The sequence below is a fragment of the Polaribacter sp. BAL334 genome, assembly GCF_015767435.1.
Classification (GTDB): Bacteria; Bacteroidota; Bacteroidia; order Flavobacteriales; family Flavobacteriaceae; genus Polaribacter.
Genome location: NZ_JADWOV010000285.1, coordinates 59,184 through 80,991 on the forward strand (window position 1 = coordinate 59,184; position 21,808 = coordinate 80,991).

At 33.2% G+C, this 21,808-nt stretch carries 16 protein-coding genes; 12 read left to right on the forward strand and 4 right to left on the reverse strand.

Annotation, left to right across the window (positions count from 1 at the left end):
• Positions 1–177: 177 nt before the first annotated feature.
• The 3 genes from IU405_RS08485 to IU405_RS08495 form a co-directional block, all read right to left on the reverse strand.
• Complete coding sequence (locus IU405_RS08485; RefSeq protein WP_197438182.1) at positions 178–414, reverse strand: hypothetical protein; 237 nt, start codon at positions 412–414, stop codon at positions 178–180.
• 79 nt (positions 415–493) lie between these two features.
• Positions 494–1,786 carry a voltage-gated chloride channel family protein gene (locus IU405_RS08490; RefSeq protein ID WP_197438183.1) on the reverse strand — a complete coding sequence of 431 codons (1,293 nt, stop codon included), beginning with the start codon at positions 1,784–1,786 and terminating at the stop codon, positions 494–496.
• Between the two features lie 116 nt (positions 1,787–1,902).
• Positions 1,903–2,523 carry a WG repeat-containing protein gene (locus IU405_RS08495; protein WP_197438184.1) on the reverse strand — a complete coding sequence of 207 codons (621 nt, stop codon included), beginning with the start codon at positions 2,521–2,523 and terminating at the stop codon, positions 1,903–1,905.
• 223 nt (positions 2,524–2,746) lie between these two features.
• Here IU405_RS08495 and IU405_RS08500 point away from each other — a divergent pair, with 223 nt between their 5' ends.
• From IU405_RS08500 to IU405_RS08520, 5 genes are all read left to right on the forward strand, one after another.
• On the forward strand, positions 2,747–3,364 hold the full coding sequence (locus IU405_RS08500) for a class I SAM-dependent methyltransferase (RefSeq protein ID WP_197438185.1): 618 nt from the start codon (positions 2,747–2,749) through the stop codon (positions 3,362–3,364).
• Positions 3,361–4,230 carry a cation diffusion facilitator family transporter gene (locus IU405_RS08505; RefSeq protein ID WP_197438186.1) on the forward strand — a complete coding sequence of 290 codons (870 nt, stop codon included), beginning with the start codon at positions 3,361–3,363 and terminating at the stop codon, positions 4,228–4,230. The genes IU405_RS08500 and IU405_RS08505 overlap by 4 nt, the downstream gene beginning before the upstream one ends.
• Positions 4,231–4,625: 395 nt before the next feature.
• On the forward strand, positions 4,626–6,809 hold the full coding sequence (gene katG / locus IU405_RS08510; protein ID WP_197438207.1) for a catalase/peroxidase HPI: 2,184 nt from the start codon (positions 4,626–4,628) through the stop codon (positions 6,807–6,809).
• Between the two features lie 7 nt (positions 6,810–6,816).
• Positions 6,817–7,569, forward strand: coding sequence for a patatin-like phospholipase family protein (locus IU405_RS08515; protein WP_197438187.1), 753 nt, complete (start codon positions 6,817–6,819; stop codon positions 7,567–7,569).
• A 157-nt stretch (positions 7,570–7,726) separates the two neighbouring features.
• On the forward strand, positions 7,727–13,060 hold the full coding sequence (locus tag IU405_RS08520; protein ID WP_197438188.1) for a collagen-binding domain-containing protein: 5,334 nt from the start codon (positions 7,727–7,729) through the stop codon (positions 13,058–13,060).
• A 77-nt stretch (positions 13,061–13,137) separates the two neighbouring features.
• Here the strand turns inward: IU405_RS08520 and IU405_RS08525 are convergent, their stop codons facing one another.
• Positions 13,138–14,685 (reverse strand): bifunctional response regulator/alkaline phosphatase family protein, encoded by a 1,548-nt coding sequence (locus IU405_RS08525; RefSeq protein WP_197438189.1) that lies wholly within the window; start codon positions 14,683–14,685, stop codon positions 13,138–13,140.
• Between the two features lie 142 nt (positions 14,686–14,827).
• On the opposite strand from IU405_RS08525, the gene IU405_RS08530 reads away from it, so the two are divergent.
• The 7 genes from IU405_RS08530 (at position 14,828) to sucD (ending at position 21,801) form a co-directional block, all read left to right on the forward strand.
• Positions 14,828–16,039 (forward strand): HD domain-containing protein, encoded by a 1,212-nt coding sequence (locus IU405_RS08530; protein WP_197438190.1) that lies wholly within the window; start codon positions 14,828–14,830, stop codon positions 16,037–16,039.
• Between the two features lie 45 nt (positions 16,040–16,084).
• Positions 16,085–17,122, forward strand: a complete 1,038-nt coding sequence (gene lpxD, locus IU405_RS08535; RefSeq protein WP_197438191.1) for a UDP-3-O-(3-hydroxymyristoyl)glucosamine N-acyltransferase — start codon at positions 16,085–16,087, stop codon at positions 17,120–17,122.
• Positions 17,119–18,510, forward strand: a complete 1,392-nt coding sequence (locus IU405_RS08540) for a bifunctional UDP-3-O-[3-hydroxymyristoyl] N-acetylglucosamine deacetylase/3-hydroxyacyl-ACP dehydratase (RefSeq protein ID WP_197438192.1) — start codon at positions 17,119–17,121, stop codon at positions 18,508–18,510. Before lpxD ends, IU405_RS08540 begins: the two co-directional genes overlap by 4 nt.
• A gap of 1 nt (position 18,511) precedes the next feature.
• Entirely contained in the window at positions 18,512–19,297 is a 786-nt protein-coding gene (gene lpxA, locus IU405_RS08545; RefSeq protein WP_197438193.1) for an acyl-ACP--UDP-N-acetylglucosamine O-acyltransferase, read from the forward strand.
• A gap of 14 nt (positions 19,298–19,311) precedes the next feature.
• The gene (efp, locus tag IU405_RS08550; RefSeq protein ID WP_197438194.1) at positions 19,312–19,878 is read left to right on the forward strand and encodes an elongation factor P; all 567 of its coding nucleotides are present in this window, start codon (positions 19,312–19,314) and stop codon (positions 19,876–19,878) included.
• 62 nt (positions 19,879–19,940) lie between these two features.
• Entirely contained in the window at positions 19,941–20,867 is a 927-nt protein-coding gene (locus tag IU405_RS08555; protein ID WP_197438195.1) for a UDP-3-O-(3-hydroxymyristoyl)glucosamine N-acyltransferase, read from the forward strand.
• Positions 20,868–20,928: 61 nt separating this feature from the next.
• Positions 20,929–21,801 carry a succinate--CoA ligase subunit alpha gene (gene sucD / locus IU405_RS08560; protein WP_197438196.1) on the forward strand — a complete coding sequence of 291 codons (873 nt, stop codon included), beginning with the start codon at positions 20,929–20,931 and terminating at the stop codon, positions 21,799–21,801.
• The last annotated feature ends 7 nt before the right edge of the window (positions 21,802–21,808 follow it).

A 21,808-nucleotide genomic window follows, 5' to 3' on the forward strand; every position in this document is an offset into this window, starting at 1 on the left:
ATTAATTGTCAATTGTATATTATGAAATTATGAAATTTTATTGGGTTCAGAATTGTGAATTGGAATGTGAAATTGGAAAGGTTTCTGATGTTTTTTTTGAATACTGTAAGCTCTTGTTTCTTTTGTTAAAGTAATCAAGGATTTCTTGTAGTTGAATTTCTGATAATTTTGTCCAAATTACATTTCGTTCAACCATTCTGATACTTTTTGATCCATTTCTGATTGCGAAATTACAATTCCTTTTTTTCCTTCTGAACTCGCAAAAAGTAGTTCTTGCTCTAATTCTGGAGAAATTTCAATAAACGATTCTTTTTTATTGTAATCTAAGATTGTCTTGATAGCAATAAGAAACTCAGTATCATCAATCCTTGAAATTCGGTGAATTAATTCTTGTTTCAATTCAATTGTATTCATTTTTTTGTTTTAAATCCATTATAAAGTTACAAAATTTAATGAACTAATTATTGTAAACCTCAACATTTAAAATCCTTCTTTACAACTCATTCACTCGTTTGTTTTGCGCTTGCATAAATTGAATTTGTTTTGGTTCGCCAATAACTTGCCTTTGGTAGATGCTTGTATGCCCTGAAAGTAAATAGGAAACTACACACCCAATGGCTACAAAAACCCCACATTCTATGCCAAATAATTCAATGGCCATGAACGTGCACGCAATAGGTGTATTGGTTGCTCCTGCAAAAACCGCTACAAATCCCATTCCAGCCAACAATGCTGTGGGTAGTGGAATAAACAAACTCAAAGCACTGCCTAAAGTGGCTCCAATAAAAAATAAGGGCGTCACTTCTCCACCTTTAAATCCAGCAGCTAATGTAAGTATGGTAAATGCCATTTTGATGGCAAAATCATACATGGGCAATTGCGTTTCAAAAGAGGCTACAATCGTAGGAATTCCCAATCCAATATACTTGGTAGTTCCTATTGCAAAAACAGCAACAGCCACCAAAATCCCACCAATCAACGGACGAAATGGAGGATAGGTGATTCGCTTTTTAAACACATCAGTGGTGATGTGCATGAATTTACTAAACGTGGCTGCACAAATTCCAAAGACAATTCCTGCAGCAATGGCATATAAAATTGTGGTAATAGAAACAGAAGGAATGCTATCAATGTAATAGGAGGTATGTGGTGTTTCCCAAAGTTTGGTGACAATATCAGCAAAAATCGCCGTAACAAATGCCGGAAAAATAGCGCTGTAACTGATTTTCCCAATCAAGAAAAACTCTAACGCAAAGATTGCACCTGCCAATGGCGTTCCAAAAACAGACCCAAATCCACCAGCAACAGCAGCAATCAATAGTATTTTTCGGTCTTCTGTTGATAAGCGCAATGGTTTGCTAAACTGGTCTGCAATAGCGCCAGCCATTTGCAATGCAGTGCCTTCACGTCCTGCAGAACCTCCCAAAAAGTGAGTGATGATGGTGCCTGCATACACAAAAGGGGCCATGATAAACGGAATCGTTTTTTGAGGCGCATGAATGGTATCAATCAACAAATTGTTTCCAGCAACCACTTCTTTCCCATAATAATGATAGACCAATCCAATTCCCAAACCTCCAATGGGCAATAAGGCAATAATCCAAAGATGATTTTCACGAAAATCAGTTGCCCAATCCAATGATTGTAAAAAACCCGCAGAAGCACTTCCAATCAAAAGACCTAAACAAAGGCTGATGAATGTCCATTTGAAAATAAAAAGTGTGGCAGGATATTTTTTCAATTTTGAAAGAACATTTTTTTGGGTTGATGTTTTTGGTTGTTGCATGTATTTCCTGATTGCGATTTTATGATTTTTATGTTAATCTTGGTTGTTGAGCATACTCTTTTCGCTAGTAAGCAAAAATCCAGCAATAAGTTTTTTACGTTATTGGCTGAAGTATTTTATTCGTTTTTCCAATTTATTTCTGTCGCAATTTCCTCAAATGTGTAATTCCCAAATTTTAATATTTCTCCTTTTTCATTTATAATTCCATGTTGAGCACATTTAATCGAAAAATGATTACACCCATTTTCGTGTTTTTCCTTTTCCCAATATTCTTTTTCGCATTTTTTTCCAAATATTGCTCTGTTATTTTGAAATGAAGTAATTACTTCAAATTGAGGTTTTATTATAATTTCTCCTTTTTCATTAGCAAAACCAATTTTATCATTTTTGTCAATTATTCTGATTTTATTCTCTATTAAATTGTCAGGTGAAGGTTCTCCATTTACAGAATTATAAACTTTAAAAAGGATTTTTTCATTAGAGTCAATTGCTGACCAACCAGATTCTCCTTTTATTCCGAAAACAGCAAAGTGTTTCAAAGAATTTTCTGTTAAAAAAGCATAATATTTTGACGTATCAAGTTCGTGTAAAATATTTTCTTTTTCATCAACAAGATAATATTGATTTACTGTTTCATATTTTTCCTCAATCTTTACTTTAAATTTCTTCTGACAATAACTATTGATTGAGAAAAAAATTAATGTAATAAGTACAATGCTTGATTTCAGGTTTCTCACTTGCGTTTAGTTTATATTACAGCCAAATATTTAATAGGCGCAGGTTTATGTAACTTTTTTAGGTTTTATAAAACTTCTATAAAATCTATCAATTACAAGATGATACTTAAAAAGCGCTTCTATTTCAAGCGAATATATAAAAAAGCATAGAATTAAAATGTAGTTTTTATGCGAATTATTCTTTTATGACTAGCTTTGTAGTATCATTTTCAATCCAACACTCGTGCACTGTCCACTTTGCGAAAACTTGTTAGAACATCCCATAGATGCTTTTTACTTTCATTGCCAAACCTGTGATGCGTATGTAAAAGACAATGCGTTTTATTTGGATGAACATCAGGAAAAAGAACGCTATGAAATTCATAATAATGATGTAAATGATGTTGGATATCAGCAATTTACATCACCAATCACCAATTATATTTTAGAAAAGTATTCGCCAAATCAGTTGGGTTTAGATTTTGGTTGTGGCACAGGACCTGTGATTAGCAAACAGTTGCATGACCAACATTACCGAGTGAAATTGTACGATCCTTATTTTTTTACAGATGAATCTTACCTCAATTTTCAATACGATTACATTTTTAGTTGTGAGGTTTTTGAACATTTTTACCATCCAAAACAAGAAATTGAAAAATTGTTACGTCTTTTGAAAACATCAGGAAGATTGCTAATTATGACACATTTGTATGATGGTGTGATTGCTTTTCCCAATTGGTATTATCGCAAAGACCCAACACACGTTTTTATATATACTTCCAAAACGATTGCTTATATTGCTGAAAAATATCAATTGCATATCGAGTTTCAAAATAACAGATTCTTCATACTTCAAAAATGAGCCAAGAACAATCAGCCATAAAAACCACTTATTTTAGTATTGTAAGCAATACCATTTTGGCAATTGTAAAAGGATTGGCAGGGTTTTTCGGGAATTCGTATGCCTTGATTGCAGATGCTATTGAATCCACTACAGATATTTTTTCATCCTTATTGGTGTTGTTTGGTTTGAAATATGCCAAACGTCCTGCTGATAAAAATCATCCTTATGGACATGGAAAAATAGAACCTTTGATCACGTTTTTGGTGGTTGTTTTTTTAGTAATCTCCGCAGGAATCATCGCTCATGAAAGTATCCAAAACATTCAAATTCCTCATAAATCGCCCAAATCATGGACATTGATGGTTTTGGGAATCATCATTTTATGGAAAGAAATTTCCTACAGAATTGTCATCAAAAAAAGCAAAGAAATCAACAGTTCTTCTTTAAAAGCAGATGCTTGGCACCATAGAAGTGATGCAATAACTTCGGTCATGGCATTTATCGGAATTTCGATTGCGTTGATTTTTGGAGAAGGGTATGAAACTGCAGATGATTGGGCTGCATTGTTAGCATCAGGATTTATTTTATACAATAGTTATTTGATTTTTAGACCGGCTTTGGGTGAAATCATGGACGAGCATTTGTATGATGATTTATTGGCGGAAATCAGAAAAAAATCTACAGAAGTTCAGGGAGTTTTAGATACAGAAAAATGTTTTATTCGCAAAGCAGGTATGAAATTTCATATTGATTTGCATATCATTGTGGATGCAAAAATCACAGTGAAAGAGGGTCATGACATTGCGCATGCCTTGAAAGATTATTTGAAGAACAATATAGATGGCATTGGACAGGTTTTGATTCATGTTGAGCCGAATGAATAATTTTTTGTTATCATGATATTATTGAATAGTAACATAAATTTTTTTGCCACAAATTCACAATTTTTCAATTATTCATCACAATAATTGTTTTCATCTTTGATGAAAATTTGAATTTATTGGATTCATGTTCATAAAAAATTCTTGAATTCGTGGCAAAACATTTTAAAATTCAATTACTCCCAATAGTTTAATTCATAAACTGCTTTTTACGGTATATCATTTTCTTATTGATAGATCTTATTTGTATAAGGTTTGTCTATATGATTATAAAAAACAAGAAAGAAAAAACACTGCTAGGTCAATCAAAATCCTTAAATTTACAACTCATTTTAGAGATTTCAGAAAGTATTTTTTTCAAAGAAATAGAGTATAAGTTTAACCAAAATAAAAATAATATGAATCAATCAGGAGCCGCAAAATGCCCTTTTGGACATGGAGCGAACACCACAAAAGAAACCAATTCAGTAACAGATTGGTGGCCTAAAAATATCAATTTAGATATTTTACATCAGCATGATACCAAAACGAATCCTTTAGGAGAAGAGTTCAGTTACAAAGAGGCTTTTGAAAAATTAGATTTAGAAGCATTAAAAACGGATTTAAAAGAATTTATGACTACTAGTCAAGATTGGTGGCCTGCAGATTGGGGGCACTATGGAGGTTTGATGATTCGTATGGCATGGCATGCTGCAGGAACTTACAGAATTGCTGATGGTAGAGGAGGAAGCAATACAGGAAATCAGCGTTTTGCACCGTTAAACAGTTGGCCAGATAATGGAAATTTAGACAAAGCAAGAAGATTGTTATATCCTATCAAAAAGAAATATGGAAACAGTATCTCTTGGGCAGATTTATTCATTTTAGCGGGTAATATGGCGTATGAATCAATGGGCTTTAAGACGTTTGGTTTTGCAGGAGGAAGAGAGGATATTTGGCATCCAGAAAAAGAAATCAATTGGGGAAGTGAAAAAGAATTTTTGGTAGCAACAAGAAATCGTTATCAAGATGACACCAATCGTGAATCGCTAGATAACCCTTTAGCAGCAGTGCAAATGGGATTGATTTATGTGAATCCAGAAGGTGTTGACGGAAATCCTGACCCATTAAGAACAGCTCACGACGTTCGTTTGACATTCAAACGTATGGCAATGAATGATGAAGAAACTGTGGCATTAGCAGCTGGAGGTCACACTGTTGGAAAAGCACATGGTAATGGAGATGCTTCTATTTTAGGCGCAAGTCCTGAAGGTGGTGAAATTCACGAACAAGGCTTTGGTTGGGCAAATCCAACAAGAAAAGGAAATGCAGAAGACACTGTAACAAGTGGATTAGAAGGAGCTTGGACAACTACTCCTGATAGATGGAATCAATCGTATTTCTATTTACTATTAGAGCATGATTGGGAATTGAAGAAAAGTCCTGCAGGTGCTTGGCAATGGGAACCAATCAACATCAAAGAAGAGGACAAACCATTTGATGCACACATTCCAGGAGTAAGAAGAAATCCAATCATGACAGATGCTGATATGGCAATGAAAATGGATCCTGCTTACAGAGTGATTTCTGAGCGTTTTTACAAAGATCATGAATATTTCAAAGATGTATTTGCAAGAGCTTGGTTTAAACTGACACACAGAGATTTAGGTCCAAAAAACAGGTATTTAGGTGCTGATGCTCCAACTGAAGAATTGATTTGGCAAGACCCAATTCCAACAGTAGATTACACGTTATCTGATGCTGAAATTGCAGATTTAAAATCAAAATTATTAAATTCAGGGTTGTCTTCATCAGAAATGATTGCTACTGCTTGGGATAGTGCAAGAACTTTTAGAAATTCTGATTACAGAGGTGGTGCAAACGGCGCAAGAATTCGTTTAGCTCCACAAAAAGATTGGGTTGGAAACGAACCAGAAAGATTGCAAAAAGTGTTGAACAAATTGACTGAAATCCAATCAGGTTTGTCTAAAAAAGTAAGTTTGGCTGATTTAATTGTGTTGGCAGGTACTGCAGCCGTTGAAAAAGCAGCACACGAAGCTGGTGTAAAAATTACAGTTCCTTTTGTGGCAGGACGTGGAGATGCATCACAAGAAATGACAGATGCAGCTTCTTTTGATGTTTTAGAGCCATTGCATGACGCTTTCAGAAATTTCTTGAAAAAGAATTATGATGTAAAACCAGAAGAATTGATGCTTGATAAAGCGCAATTGTTAGGTTTGACTGCAACAGAAATGACGGTATTTTTAGGAGGGATGAGAGTATTAGGAACCAATTTCGGAGGAACTTCTCACGGAGTTTTTACTGATAAAGTGGGTGTATTGACAAACGATTTCTTCGTAAATTTAACAGACATGAGTTATTCTTGGAAACCTGCTGCTGAAAATCTATACAACATTGTAGATAGAAAAACGGGCGCTACCAAATGGACAGCTACCAGATTTGATTTGATTTTTGGTTCAAATTCCATTTTACGTGCTTACGCAGAATTATATGCACAAGACGATCACAAAGAAAAATTTGTGCATGATTTTGTAAAAGTTTGGACGAAAATGATGAATGCAGATCGTTACGATTTGAACTAAATACATTATGAAGAAAATAGGATTGGCACTTGGTGGAGGAGCCGTTTTGGGAGCAGCACATATAGGTGTTTTGCGAGCCTTACACGAACACAATATCAATGTTAACTACATCACAGGCACCAGTATTGGTGCCTTTGTTGCTTCATTGGTAGCCTTCGGAAAAACCTGGGAAGAAATAGAAAATATAGCATCCGAAATAAAATGGATGGATATTTCTGGAATCACATTATCAAAATTTGCCTTGTTAACCAATGAAAAATTAGGTGAATTGTCTATAAAACACATTGGAGATAAAAATATTGAAGATGCCATGATTCCATTAGCCATCATTGCAACAGATATTTCAAATGGTGAAAAAATAGTACTTAATAAAGGCTCTGTTGCCACAGCAATTATGGCTAGTACTTGCATTCCAGGAATCTATAAACCTATTGAATTTGATGGAAAAATGTTGGTTGATGGTGGAATTGCAGAGAATATTCCTGTAAAAACAGTAAAAGAAATGGGAGCAAAATTTGTGATTGCGGTAGATTTGAATTCCTCACACACCTACCAAAAACCAAACAATATTTTAGATATTATTTTGAATAGTTTCCATTTTTTGATTCAAAAAACCAATAAATTTCAAACAAGAAAGGCATCTATTTTATTACAACCAGATTTATCAAAATTCAATGGATCAGACACAAAACAAATCCAAGAATTGATAAAAAAAGGGTATGAAGATGCAATCGAAAGTTTTAAGAAATCGTTTTCTTAACTTTTTTTAAAAAAAAACACTTAAAAAAAGCACTGTATTTCAATGAAATATGGTGTTTTTTTTGTAATTTTATATACATTTGCAACCCAATAAAAAATTTGTTGTTATAATTGATGAGCTCCCCCTAAGTCAATAGGTATCTATTAAATCATCTTTTATGAATATTAACTATCAAAAAACCAACCTCTCACTTGTTTATTCTATAAATAAACTTGGGTTTTTCATCATCACTTTTTTCATGTTTACTTTCTCGTCAAATGCTCAGTGTGTTATAGCAAATGATTGTGATGGAGATGGAATTGTAAATAGCATCGATTTAGATGATGACAATGACGGAATACTTGATACAGAAGAATGCGAAGTTTTAATTGGAGTTACTCCTTTTGCTGTGAGTAATGGAAATTCTGTAAACTACTCGTTAAATTCAGTTGGTAACGGATTTATTTTAGATGTTACTAGAATGGATAACAGTTTCAATTTAACGATAAATGGAACTCCATTAACAACTCAAGAAATTCAATTTCAGCAAAATCAAACCCCTACAGGACAAAATATTCGTTTTAAAGATGGAAGTAGATGGGGTGTAAGTGGCATTCCACAAATTTATCAATTTGGAAACGCTATAAATCCGAACACTCCAATTATTAGGTTTGTAATTGATGAAAATCTATCAGTAAAAATGTACGGTAGTAAAGTGGCAAACGGCCCTTTATTTGAGTTAGAGTTATTTAATGGAAATAGTTTTAATGCTTTTAGTTGGAATGCAAATTCAATTAATAACTTTATTCTGTCACAATTAGTTACGGGTCCTACTTATATTAATGGAAGGGTTTATGGAACAGCTATAAATTGTGATATTGATGAAGATGGATTTCCTAACTCACAAGATTTAGATTCTGATGGAGATGGATGTTTTGATGTAATAGAATCTGGTGGAGTTGACGCTAATAATGATGGAAAACTTGATGGTACTGGAATAGATCTTAATGGAAAAGTTACAGGCGGAATTAATGGATATAATGGAGTAACCTCAAATGAATATTTAGCTCATCAATTGAATGTTACAACAAATCCAATCAACCAAAATGTTGCAAATGGTCAATCAGCTTCATTTTCTGTTGTTGCAATTTCTGAATCAGCAACTAGCTATAACAGTGGTTCACCAGTGTATGGTACACCAGGAAATGCAAATGCGTCTATTTCATATCAATGGTATTTAGGTGATCCTGAAAATGGGGGAATTGCTTTGACAGATTCTGGATTGTATTCAGGTACAAATTCAGCTAATTTAAACATCAGTAATAGTGCTGGTTTAAGTGGTTCTGAGTATTATATTGTAGTGTCAAATGTTGATAATATTTGTTCTTCAGTAACAAGAAATGCACTTTTAGTCATCAATTTACCAACAGCAGTTGATGATACTTTTGATGCTGATGAAAACAGTCCTGCAAACACTATTGATGTTTTATTGAACGATACTTTTGGTGTTGATGGTCCTAATTTAGGTACAATTTCATTGCCTTTACCAACATCTGCAAACGGAGGAACAATTACTGTTGATGATGGTGGAACTCCAAATAATCCTTTGGATGATACAATTTTATATACGCCAGCAGCAAATTTTACAGGAACTGATACTTTTCAATACACCATTACAGATGCAAATGGTGATGTTTCAACAGCAACTGTCACTGTCACCGTAAATACTGTTTATAATTGTAATCAAAGTCCTACAGCACCTGCTCAAGGTTTCAATGTTTTTGTAGAAGAAAATTTGAATGTTAAAGAAAGCCAAACAAAAGGAGCCATGGCTGTTGGAAATGATTTGACAATCAGAGGAGATTATAATGTTGCAACTGATGATTGTGGAGATTTTGATACAAATGGTTTAAAAACAGGACTTTTAGTAGGTAATAAAGTGAATTATCCATTAAATACTGTAATCAATACAACTGATAATGATTGCAATTGTGGTGATCCAACTATTGTAAATAATGGAAGTTTTGAAGAAAATGTAAATCCATCAACTTGGGTACAAAAAAAACAAGAAGATATTCCTGGATGGAACACAACATCAACAGATGGTAGAATAGAAATCTGGAAATCTGGATTTTTAAGTTCGCCTTCTCAAAATGGTGGATTTCATGCAGAAATCAATGCAACTCAAAGAGCTGCTTTGTATCAAGTGATTTGTGCGGAACCAGGTTCCGTATTAAATTGGTCTATATGGCATAGAGGTAGAGCAGGAGTAGATGTAGCTGAAGTAAAAATAGGAGGTTCATTAAATGCGGCAACTTCAGTTCAAACAATGAGCACAGGAAATACTGCATGGCAAAATTATACAGGTTCATATACTGTTCCTGCTGGAGAAAATAAGGTGTATTTTGTTTTTCAAGCAATTTCAAGTAGCCCATTTAACAATTTAAGTTATGGAAATCTTATTGATAATTTTGAAGTTACCAAAACAACCACAGATGTTTGTCCTCCAAGCGGTTCAATAAATCCAAATGGATTGTTAACCATTGTCAATCCAAATTATTATGCAAAAATTGGCAATAATGCTGGTTCTGTAGCTTGGTATTTTGATGAATTGAGTGCACCTGCACCAATGAGAGTAACTCCAAATGCTGTGTACAATTCTTCTTCAAGAATTCAAATGACAAACAATTCTCCTTCTTTTGGAGTAAGCTCAGGAAATAACCCAGTTTATGAAGCGAATTTGTTAGATTTTGCTGGAGCTTTCCAAAGTTTAAGAACGAATGCTACAAATTTATCTTTAAATGCCAATAATGCTGTTTTAGAAGACAATCTTGGCAATTCAATTCCTAATACAGGATTGCCTAATCATACAGAAATATTTTTAAATAATGGTGTCAACTATTTAAATATAACTGGAGCTGATTTAAATTCAGCAAGAATTTTTGAAGCACAAAGAGTTGCTAATGCAGATAGAATATTAATCATCAATGTTGATGCAGCAGGAACATTTAATTGGGATGTTTGGGAACAACAAGGTTTTGCACCTGCAGACAGTCCATATGTACTATACAATTTTTTCAATACAACTACTTTAAACATTATTGGAAATCAAACAATTTACGGAACTGTTTTTGCTCCTTTTGCGGAAATTGAGAAATCTATAAATAAAGCAGATATTTATGGCCAAGTAATTGCAAAATCGTTCATCCATGAAGGAGGAACTATTCATTGTGAAAAGTTTGCAGCTTCTACAACTTGTCCTCCAATTGTGGGTGTTGCTCCAACTTCGGATTTCAATATCAATGTAAATCCACAATGTTTTGATGCAAATATTTTTACTTTTGATAATTTGACAAATACTGGTGGTTCAGTTCAACCTGAAGCTCCTATCACATATTTATGGGATTTTGGAGATGGGACAACAAGTACTGTTATGAATCCTACCAAAAATTATGCAACGCCAGGAAATTATTCGGTTTCGCTTACTGCAACAAATAGCTATGGAGTAGATATAAAAACAGTAATGGTTGAAGTATTGCCTGTTTTGCAACCTATAGTAACTGTTGAAACCTTACCTTCAATTGCTGGGAAAATCATCAAACGTTTTACTGTTGAAAATGCAGCTTCATTCACTGAATTCTCTTGGACTTTACCTGGAATTGGTCCTGGAATGCATGTAAATCACAATCCAATTACGTACGAATTTACAGAAGCAGGAGCTTTTGAAGTTGCAGTTACTGCAACAAGTGCTGATTGTACAACTACATTTATTGTTCCAATAACGATTACTTCTAATGAAGTTACTACTGGAAATGCTGGTGGTGTAGAATCTGAAAGTTTGGGTGATGCTATATCAAAAATCTATGTAAATCGTAAGAAAAATAGCATTCCTACTGAGTTTGTAAAATCGGAAGAAAACCTTTATAACAAAGCAAAACTAAAACAAGCACAACCTTATCAAGGAAAAGGTCAAACCATGTTAGATATGTTTCCTGAAAGATTGGTTGCTGGTGATGTGGCAAACGTAACTTCTCCAACAGATATTTTGGATTACACCATTGCTGATGAAGTATTGTCTGTAGATTTCTCTTTCGACGGAAAAACTAAAGGGGTTGTTTTAGGTATCAAAACTTCTGACAAAGTGTATAACCACACAAAAGCGTCTTGTGACAGATTGCGTGGTGCTGAAATTTTGACTGTAAAATCAGTAAATTTAGAAGGTTATAATTTCTTAATGCAAGCCATCAAACAACGAAATGGTGTTGTGGAACATGCTATTTCATTTGCAGTTGCTAAAAACAATAATGATGGAAATTACAGCATCCAAACAAACTGGTATGTGAATAATTATACCAAGTTCAATGACATGTATAATTTCCAAGTGTGGTCAACAAATCCTGAGGATACTCAAAAATTGGTGAAAGATATTTTAGCGAATTTGAAATCGTTTATTCCTGTTGTTCAAAATGAAAAACATAAGACACCAAAAACTTTTGCAGCCAAAATTTATAGAGAAAAATCTGACTTGGTCGTGAAATTGAAAAGTACTCAAATGGGTCAAAATGTGGAGGTTACTATGGATGAAATGTACTCAGAAACAACCAATAATTTAAAGCACAGATACAATCCAATTAGCACTGAATTAGATCAGTTTTTACGAATTGACATTGCTGATGGTTATGAATATGATGCGTTAATCAAAGTAAATGGCGAAGTAGAAGATGCCTTTTATCATGCTGATGGAAATTGGGGATTGGATTTCGATTCAAAATACACGAAAATTGAAAAATACTTTGTTTCAAACAATTTTGATAGAGAGTATAAAGATGATGAATATGCAATCAACAGAAATGTTGAAATCAAAGCAACTAGTGAATACGATTATTTAACACTTTACAAATCGCTATTACCAGGAACTTTATCAGCTGATTACACAGATTACAATTATGTGTCATTCACTGCAAAAGGAAGTGGATTGATGGAATTGGGATTGATAAAATCATCTATTGAAGATTGGAAAAAACAATACAGATTGATGGTTGATGTATCAAATGAAGAACAAACTTATTATGTTCCATTCGAAATTTTCAGTTCAACAGGCACTCAAGAAAAAATGGTTGCTGATGATTTAACCACGTTAACATTCACATTCTTGCCTGTTGAAGCGCAAACAAAAGAATTGGATTTAACAATTTCTGATGTGAAATTTGTGAAAGTAGCAGGTTCAAATGGAATAATTGTTGAAAAAGAAGAGACTTTTGAAAACGAGTTTATCACCTATCCAAATCCTTCAAAAGGAACTGTAAATTTACTATTATTCAGCAAAACGGATTCTGAAGCAATGGTTACTTTGTATGATATTACTGGAAAAACAATCTACAGCGCGCCAACCAAATTAACTATTGGCAAGAATGAATTGGACTTTAATTTCAAAGTAAAAACAGGAATTTATTTTATAAAAGTAGTAAGTTCAGAAACTAATTACGGAACATCTAAAATTCTTTTTAGATAATCCATGTAAGATATCAAAAACAAAAAAAGACTGTCATTTTAGACAGTCTTTTTTTGTTTAAACATTTCTTGTATTAATTATTTAGGACTATAAACCACACAAGGAATAATCATTTCTTCCAATGAAACTCCTCCATGTTGATAGGTATTTTTGTAGTAATTTACAAAATGATTGAAGTTATTTGGATAGGCAAAAAACAAGTCTTCTTTTGCAAAAATAAACGGACTATTCATGGCAATTGTTGGTAAAAAAATGTCTTTTGGATTTCGAACAGCATAGACATCTTTTTCTTCAAATGTCAAGCTTCTTCCTGTTTTGTAACGCAAATTCGAACTGATATTTTTATCGCCAATTACTTTGGTAGGCGTTTTACAATTGATGGTTCCATGATCAGTGGAGATGATTAATTTTTGTCCTAATTGCTGTGCTTTTTGAATAATTTCAAACAAAGGAGAATTCCGAAACCAACTGAGTGTTAAACTTCTATACGCTTTGTCATCTCCAGACAATTCCTTGATAACGTCCATTTCTGTTTTGGAATGTGATAAAATATCTACAAAATTATAGACAATCGTAGTCAAATCATTTTGTTTGGTTCCGTTGAAATTATCAGCCAATTCTTTACCACTTTTTAAAGAAGAAATTTTATAATACTGATGTTGAATATCCAAACCCAAACGTTTTATTTGAGCAGTTAAAAAATCTTGTTCGTGTAAATTCATTCCTCCTTCATCAGTGTCATTTTTCCAATAATTGGGAAACCTTTTTTCCATTTCAGAAGGCATTAATCCTGAGAAAATGGCATTTCTAGCGTATTGTGTTGCTGTTGGTAAAATAGAAAAATAGGAGTATTCGTGTTCTTTTTTATGATGATTATTGATCAAAGGTTCTAAAACTCGGAATTGGTCATACCGTAAATTGTCGATAATAACCCAAACAACTCCCTGAGATTTACTGATTTCTGGAACAATATAATCCTTAAAAAGGGTGTGCGAAAATGTTGGTTTGTCATGGGCTGTTAAAAAGTGTTCATAGTTCTTTTTGATAAATTTAAAAAACTGTGAATTTGCTTCTTGTTTCTGACTTTCTAAAATACCCAACATTCCAGAATCACTGATGTTTTCTAACTCTAATTCCCAGTGAATCAATTTTTTATACAACTCAATCCATTCTTCATAACTATTCACCATAGACAAATCCATAGCTATTTTTCTGAATTCTTGCTGGTAATTGGAAGTGGTTTTTTCAGAAATTAGTCGTGAATGATCTAAATTCTTTTTCAGCGTTAATAAAATCTGATTTGGATTGACAGGTTTGATCAAATAATCCGCAATTTTAGACCCAATTGCTTCTTCCATGATATATTCTTCCTCGCTTTTGGTAATCATGACCACAGGCAAATTTCCCTGTTTTTGCTTGATTTCGGCAAGCGTATCCAAACCCGATAAACCAGGCATATTTTCATCTAAAAAAACAATATCAAAATTGATGGAATCTACCAAGTCAATAGCATCTGCGCCATTGGTGCAAGTAGTTACTTTATAATTTTTTCGCTCTAAAAAAAGGATATGAGGTTTTAACAATTCAATTTCATCATCTACCCATAAAATATGTATATCACTCATCGCTTTTAAAAAATTTAAGAAATAACGTTAAAAGTACAGTTTTGTTATTTAATCATCGTTTTAAAATGATAAAATATTGCCAAAAATAAAATAGTTCGTAATTTGCATCCAAATTGATAGAAAGTCAATTTTGAAATAAAAAATGCCAAATACACTAAAAATTTTAAATGATCCTATTTACGGATTTATTCAAATTCCCAATTCATTAGTTTTTGATATTATTGAAGATTCGTACTTTCAACGTTTAAGAAGAATTGCGCAAATGGGTTTGTCAAGTTTGGTATATCCAGGGGCAATTCATACGCGTTTTCATCATGCCTTGGGTTGTATTTATTTGATGCAAAAAGCGGTTAGAGTGCTTCGTTTTAAGCAAGTTGACATTTCAGATGAAGAAGAAAATGCGTTGTATGTGGCTATTTTGTTGCACGATATAGGTCATGGTCCTTTTTCGCATGCTTTGGAGCATAGTTTGGTACATGGAGTTTCGCACGAAGAAATTTCTTTGCAATTTATGCACAAATTGAATCAGAAATTTGATGGAAAACTGACCTTGGCAATTCAAATTTTTGAAGGAAAATATCCACGCAAATTTTTGTGTCAATTGATTAGTAGTCAATTAGATATTGATAGGTTGGATTATTTAAAACGAGACAGTTTTTATACAGGAGTAACTGAAGGAAATATTTCATCTGACAGATTGATTGTGATGATGGATGTTGCTGATGATGAATTGGTCATTGAACAAAAAGGCATTTATTCTGTAGAAAAATTCCTGATTGCCAGACGTTTGATGTATTGGCAAGTGTACCTGCATAAAACAGGTTTGGTTGCTGAAAATATGTTGGTAAACGTTTTGAAAAGAGCCAAAGAATTGGCTGAAAAAGGTGTTGAACTTTTTGCAAGTAAGGCTTTTCGATATTTTTTATACAATGATATTCACAAAGAGAATTTTTCTGATGTTACCCTAGAAATGTTTTCAAAATTAGATGATTATGACATTTTATTATCCATAAAAGAATGGATGCATCATGATGATAAAGTACTTTCAACTTTGTCAAAAATGATTGTAGAACGAAAATTATTGAAAGTAGAAATTCAAAATGAACCATTTACAGCACTTCAAGTATCTCAAAAGAGGAAAAAATTTCAACAGAAATTAGGTTTGAACGAGGCTGAAATCAATTATTTTGTTTTTACTCAAGAAATTAAAAATCAGGCATATACAACTCAAAAACCGATTTACATCATCAATAAAAAAGGAAAATTAAAAGATATTGCAAAAGCATCAGACCAATTGAATTTGCAAGCCTTGACAAAACCTGTGGTAAAACATATTATTTGTTATCCAAAATAAATTGGTTGTAGCCAAATAACGATTATTTTTATACTTTTGCAGTTAATGAAATTTACAGCACAACAAATAGCAGCAATTTTAGACGGCGAAGTCGTTGGAAACCAAAATGAGGAGGTTTTTAAACTGTCGAAAATTGAAGAAGGAGAAAAAGGTTCATTGACTTTTTTGTCTAATCCAAAATATCAACCTTATTTATATACTACAAATGCTTCCATTGCGATTGTAAATAATACTTTTCAACCTGAAAAAGAGTTGAAAGTTACCTTGATAAAAGTTGAAAATGCGTACAAATCCTTTTCAAAATTACTTGAATTTTACAATGAAGTGAAAAACAATAAATTAGGAAGAGAAGTACCCAATTATATCTCAAGTTCAGCAAAAATTGGGGAAAATGAATACATTGGAGCCTTTACGTATATTGGAGAAAACGTAAAAATTGGGAACAATGTGAAAATTTATCCAAGTTGCTATATAGGTGATAATACTGTAATTGGTGATCATTGTGTGTTGCATTCGGGAGTAAAAATTTATTCTGAAACGCAGATTGGCAATCATTGTAAAATTCATTCCAATTGTACGATAGGTTCAGATGGTTTTGGTTTTGCGCCCAATGCAGAAGGAAATTATGTAGCTGTTCCTCAAATAGGCAATGTAATTATTGAAGATTATGTGGATATTGGAGCAGGAGCAAGTATTGATAGAGCAACTTTGGGTTCTACCATTATCAGACAAGGAGTGAAATTGGACAATCAAATTCAAATTGCACACAATGTTGAAATTGGAAAAAATACAGTCATTGCTGCTCAAACAGGAATTGCGGGTTCAACCAAAATCGGAGAAAACTGTATGATTGGTGGGCAAGTTGGCATTGTTGGTCATTTGGTTATTGGAAATGGTGTAAAAATTCAAGCACAATCAGGAATTTCTAAAAATCTGAAAGACAATGAAGTAGTGCAAGGTTCTCCTGCATTTGGTTATGGTGATTTCAATAAAAGTTATGTGTATTTTAGAAATTTGCCAAAGATTGCAGCATCAGTAAATAATTTAGAAAAAGAATGGAAAGCTCAAAATAAAAAGGAATGAGTAAAAAGCAAAAAACAATTCAATCAGAAATTTCATTGTCAGGTGTAGGATTGCACACAGGAAACAATGTAACAATGACCTTAAAACCAGCTCCCATAAATCATGGATTTTCATTTGTGAGAGTTGATTTAGAAGGACAACCAGTAATCGAAGCAAAAGCTGAATATGTTGTGAACACTCAAAGAGGTACAAACCTTGAAAAGAATGGTGTTCAAATTCAAACTTCAGAGCATGTTTTAGCAGCTGCTGTTGGTTTGGATATTGACAATTTGATTATTGAAATCAATGCGTCTGAACCTCCCATTATGGATGGTTCTTCTAAATATTTTGTAGAAGCATTAGAAAAAGCAGGAATTCAAGAGCAAAATGCTCAAATTGAAGAGTATATCGTAAAAGAAATTATTTCATACAAAGATGAAGTAACAGGAAGTGAAATCATTTTAATGCCAGCTGACGATTATCAAATCACTACTATGGTTGATTTTGGCACTAAAATACTTGGTACACAAAACGCAACTTTAGATAAAATTACTGATTTCAAAACCGAAATTTCTGGAGCAAGAACATTTAGTTTTTTGCACGAAATAGAAATGTTGTTAGAAAAAGATTTGATTAAAGGAGGAGATTTGAACAATGCTATTGTTTATGTTGACAAGGAATTGTCAGAAAATACGATGCAAAAATTAAAATCTGCTTTCAAAAAAGATAAGATTTCAGTAAAACCTAACGGAATTTTAGATAATTTGACTTTGCATTGGGCAAATGAAGCTGCACGTCATAAATTACTAGATGTAATTGGAGATTTGGCTTTGGTAGGAATGCGAATTCGTGGAAAAGTGATTGCCAACAAACCTGGGCATTTTGTAAATACTCAGTTTGCAAAAAAGTTGTCTAAACTGATTAAATTAGACAAAAGAAATAATGTTCCGTTTTATGATTTGAATCAACCACCATTATATGATATTCATCAAATCATGGATATTTTGCCACATAGACCACCTTTTTTATTGATTGACAGAATTATAGAATTATCTGAAAGTCATGTAGTTGGTATGAAAAATGTAACAATAAATGAAGATTTTTTTGTAGGTCATTTTCCTGGTGCTCCTGTAATGCCAGGTGTTTTACAAGTAGAAGCAATGGCTCAATGTGGAGGTGTTTTGGTTTTAAGTACTGTCCCTGATCCTGAAAATTACTTGACGTATTTCATGAAAATGGACAATGTAAAGTTCAAACAAAAAGTATTACCAGGAGATACTTTGATTTTTAAATGTGATTTAATCACACCTATAAGAAGAGGTATTTGTCACATGCAAGCTTATGCGTATGCTAATGGAAAATTGGTAGCTGAAGCTGAATTGATGGCGCAAATTTCAAAAATAAAATAACATGAATCAACCACTAGCGTACGTTCACCCCCAAGCAAAAATAGCACGAAATGTTGTTATTGAGCCCTTTACAACCATTCATAACAATGTAGTTATCGGTTCAGGAACTTGGATAGGTTCGAACGTAACTATTATGGAAGGCGCAAGAATAGGCAATAATTGTAGAATTTTTCCAGGAGCTATTATCTCTGCAATTCCTCAGGATTTGAAGTTTGATGACGAAGAAACTACTGTTGAAATTGGAGATAATGTAACGATCAGAGAATGTGTTACCATCAATAGAGGAACTAAAGATAGAATGAAAACTGTGATAGGAAACAATTGTTTGATTATGGCTTATTGTCATATTGCGCACGATTGTTTGATAGGTGACAACGTTATTTTTTCAAATAATACAACACTTGCAGGTCATGTTACTGTAGGGGATAATGTAGTTTTAGCAGGAATGGTTGCTGTTCATCAATTTGCTTCTATTGGAAAACATGCTTTTGTAACAGGAGGTTCCTTGGTTAGAAAAGATGTTCCTCCTTATGTAAAAGCCGCAAGAGAACCACTTTCTTATGTTGGAATCAATTCTGTTGGACTAAGAAGAAGAGGGTATAACACAGAAAAAATAAGAGAAATTCAAAATATTTACCGAATTTTATTTCAAAGAAATTACAATTATACACAAGCGATTGATATTATTGAAGCGGAAATGGAAGCAACTCCAGAGCGTGATGAAATCATTCAATTTATCAAAGAATCGCATCGTGGAATTATGAAAGGATATTCAAAAATAAATTAACAAATACATATTTAATGGCAACTACTTCAGATATTAGAAACGGATTATGCATTCGTTATAACAATGATATTTATAAAATTATTGAATTTTTACACGTAAAGCCGGGAAAAGGTCCTGCTTTTGTAAGAACAAAACTAAAAAGTGTTACCAATGGAAAAGTAATAGACAATACCTTTCCAGGTGGAAGAAAAATTGAAGACGTTCGTGTAGAAACGCACAAATTTCAGTATTTATACAATGAAGGAGATACGTACTTTTTTATGAATGAAGAAGATTATACGCAAATTCAATTGCCTAAAAGTGCATTGGATGTTCCTGAATTGATGAAAGAAGGTGAAATTGTAACGATTATCATCAATACTGAAGACAACATGCCACTTTCTGTTGATATGCCTTTAAGTGTAATTTTAGAAGTAATTCATACAGAACCAGGTGTAAAAGGAAATACAGCAACCAATGCAACAAAACCAGCAACTGTAGAAACTGGGGCTATTGTGAATGTACCTTTGTTCATTAATGAAGGAGATAAAATCAAAATTGAGACTGCAAAAGGAACCTATCAAGAGCGAATGAAAGAGTAATTTGCAACAGATTATTCTTGAAATGAATTCAATTTTTAACATCACAAACATCAAATTTTACGTTGGATTTTAATAGAACTTACACTTTAAAAGAAGTATCTCAAATACTTCAATGTCAGTTTATTGGAGATGAAAATTTTCTAATAAAAGGAATCAATGAAATTCATGTGGTTCGTGAAGGAGATATTGTTTTTGTAGATCATCCAAAGTATTATGACAAAGCAATGCATTCTGCTGCTTCTGTTGTTTTAATCAATAAAATAGTGGATTGCCCTGAAGGAAAAGCCTTGCTAATTTCAGAGGATCCTTTTCGTGATTTTAACAAATTAACCATTCATTTCAATCCTTTTATTGCCTCTAAAAATAGCATTTCTGATACTGCAATTATAGGAGAAAACACTATTATTCAACCGAATGTTTTTATTGGAAACAATGTGAAAATTGGTGCAAATTGTGTCATTCATCCCAATGTTTCTATTTATGACAATTCCGTTATTGGAAACAATGTCACGATTCATGCAAATACGGTTTTAGGAGCAGATGCTTTTTATTACAAAAAGCGTCCAACAGGTTTTGACAAACTACTTTCTGGTGGTCGTGTTGTGATAGAAGATCATGTTGATTTGGGTGCTTCATGTACTATTGATAAAGGTGTTACAGGAGATACAACTATTAAAGAAGGAACAAAAATTGACAATCAAGTGCATGTGGGACATGATACTGTAATTGGCAGAAAATGCTTGATTGCCTCTCAAACCGGAATTGCAGGTTGTGTAATTATAGAAGATGAAGTGACTATTTGGGGGCAAGTTGGTATGAATAGTGGTATTACCATTGGAAAAGGAGCCATTATTTTAGGTCAAACAGGAGTTACCAAATCAGTTGCAGGAGGGAAAACCTATTTTGGAACGCCCATTGCAGAATCAAGAGAAAAGCTAAAAGAAATGGCAGCAATTAAACTATTCTTAAAAGACAAAAAGAATTTATAAAAACGTTTTTTTAAAAACTTTCAAAGAACTATTTTTGCACCACAAATAAAAAAATCTATCCATGAGTGTTTTAGTTAACAAAAATTCAAAAATTATTGTTCAAGGTTTTACAGGAAGTGAAGGTACTTTTCATGCTGGTCAAATGATTGATTACGGAACCAATGTTGTTGGAGGAGTAACACCAGGAAAAGGTGGTCAAGAACACTTAGGAAAACCGGTTTTTAATACTGTAAAGGAAGCTGTAGATAAAGCTGCTGCTGATACTTCTATCATTTTTGTACCGCCAGCTTTTGCTGCTGATGCCATCATGGAAGCTGCTGAAGCAGGTATCAAAGTAATTATTTGTATTACTGAGGGAATTCCAACTGCTGATATGGCTAAAGTAAAAGCCTATATTTCAAATAAAGAGTGCAGATTGATTGGTCCCAATTGCCCAGGAGTTATTACTCCTGAAGAAGCAAAAGTGGGGATTATGCCAGGTTTTATTTTTAAAAAAGGAAATATTGGAATTGTTTCAAAATCAGGAACATTGACGTATGAAGCTGCTGATCAAGTTGTAAAACAAGGTTTTGGAATTTCAACAGCCATCGGAATTGGTGGAGATCCTATTATTGGGACAACTACCAAAGAAGCTGTTGAATTATTGATGAATGATGATGAAACGCATGCTATCGTAATGATTGGTGAAATTGGTGGAAATCTTGAAGCAGAAGCTGCAAAATGGATCAAAGCTGATGGAAATAGAAAACCAGTAGTTGGTTTTATTGCGGGACAAACTGCTCCTGCTGGAAGAACGATGGGACATGCAGGTGCTATTGTTGGTGGTGCTGATGATACTGCTCAAGCAAAAATGAAAATTTTAGCTGAAAACGGAATACACGTGGTGAGTTCTCCTGCTAAAATTGGAGTCATGGTTGCAAGTGTTTTGAAATAGTTAAAAG

Coding starts and splice junctions, on each gene's coding strand:
- sucD (WP_197438196.1), top strand. CDS start 20,929: ATGAGTGTTTTAGTTAACAAAAATTCAAAAATTATTGTTCAAGGTTTT.
- lpxA (WP_197438193.1), top strand. CDS start 18,512: ATGAATCAACCACTAGCGTACGTTCACCCCCAAGCAAAAATAGCACGA.
- IU405_RS08490 (WP_197438183.1), bottom strand. CDS start 1,786: ATGCAACAACCAAAAACATCAACCCAAAAAAATGTTCTTTCAAAATTG.
- IU405_RS08530 (WP_197438190.1), top strand. CDS start 14,828: ATGCCAAATACACTAAAAATTTTAAATGATCCTATTTACGGATTTATT.
- katG (WP_197438207.1), top strand. CDS start 4,626: ATGAATCAATCAGGAGCCGCAAAATGCCCTTTTGGACATGGAGCGAAC.
- IU405_RS08520 (WP_197438188.1), top strand. CDS start 7,727: ATGAATATTAACTATCAAAAAACCAACCTCTCACTTGTTTATTCTATA.
- IU405_RS08505 (WP_197438186.1), top strand. CDS start 3,361: ATGAGCCAAGAACAATCAGCCATAAAAACCACTTATTTTAGTATTGTA.
- IU405_RS08540 (WP_197438192.1), top strand. CDS start 17,119: ATGAGTAAAAAGCAAAAAACAATTCAATCAGAAATTTCATTGTCAGGT.
- IU405_RS08485 (WP_197438182.1), bottom strand. CDS start 414: ATGAATACAATTGAATTGAAACAAGAATTAATTCACCGAATTTCAAGG.
- IU405_RS08525 (WP_197438189.1), bottom strand. CDS start 14,685: ATGAGTGATATACATATTTTATGGGTAGATGATGAAATTGAATTGTTA.
- lpxD (WP_197438191.1), top strand. CDS start 16,085: ATGAAATTTACAGCACAACAAATAGCAGCAATTTTAGACGGCGAAGTC.
- efp (WP_197438194.1), top strand. CDS start 19,312: ATGGCAACTACTTCAGATATTAGAAACGGATTATGCATTCGTTATAAC.
- IU405_RS08515 (WP_197438187.1), top strand. CDS start 6,817: ATGAAGAAAATAGGATTGGCACTTGGTGGAGGAGCCGTTTTGGGAGCA.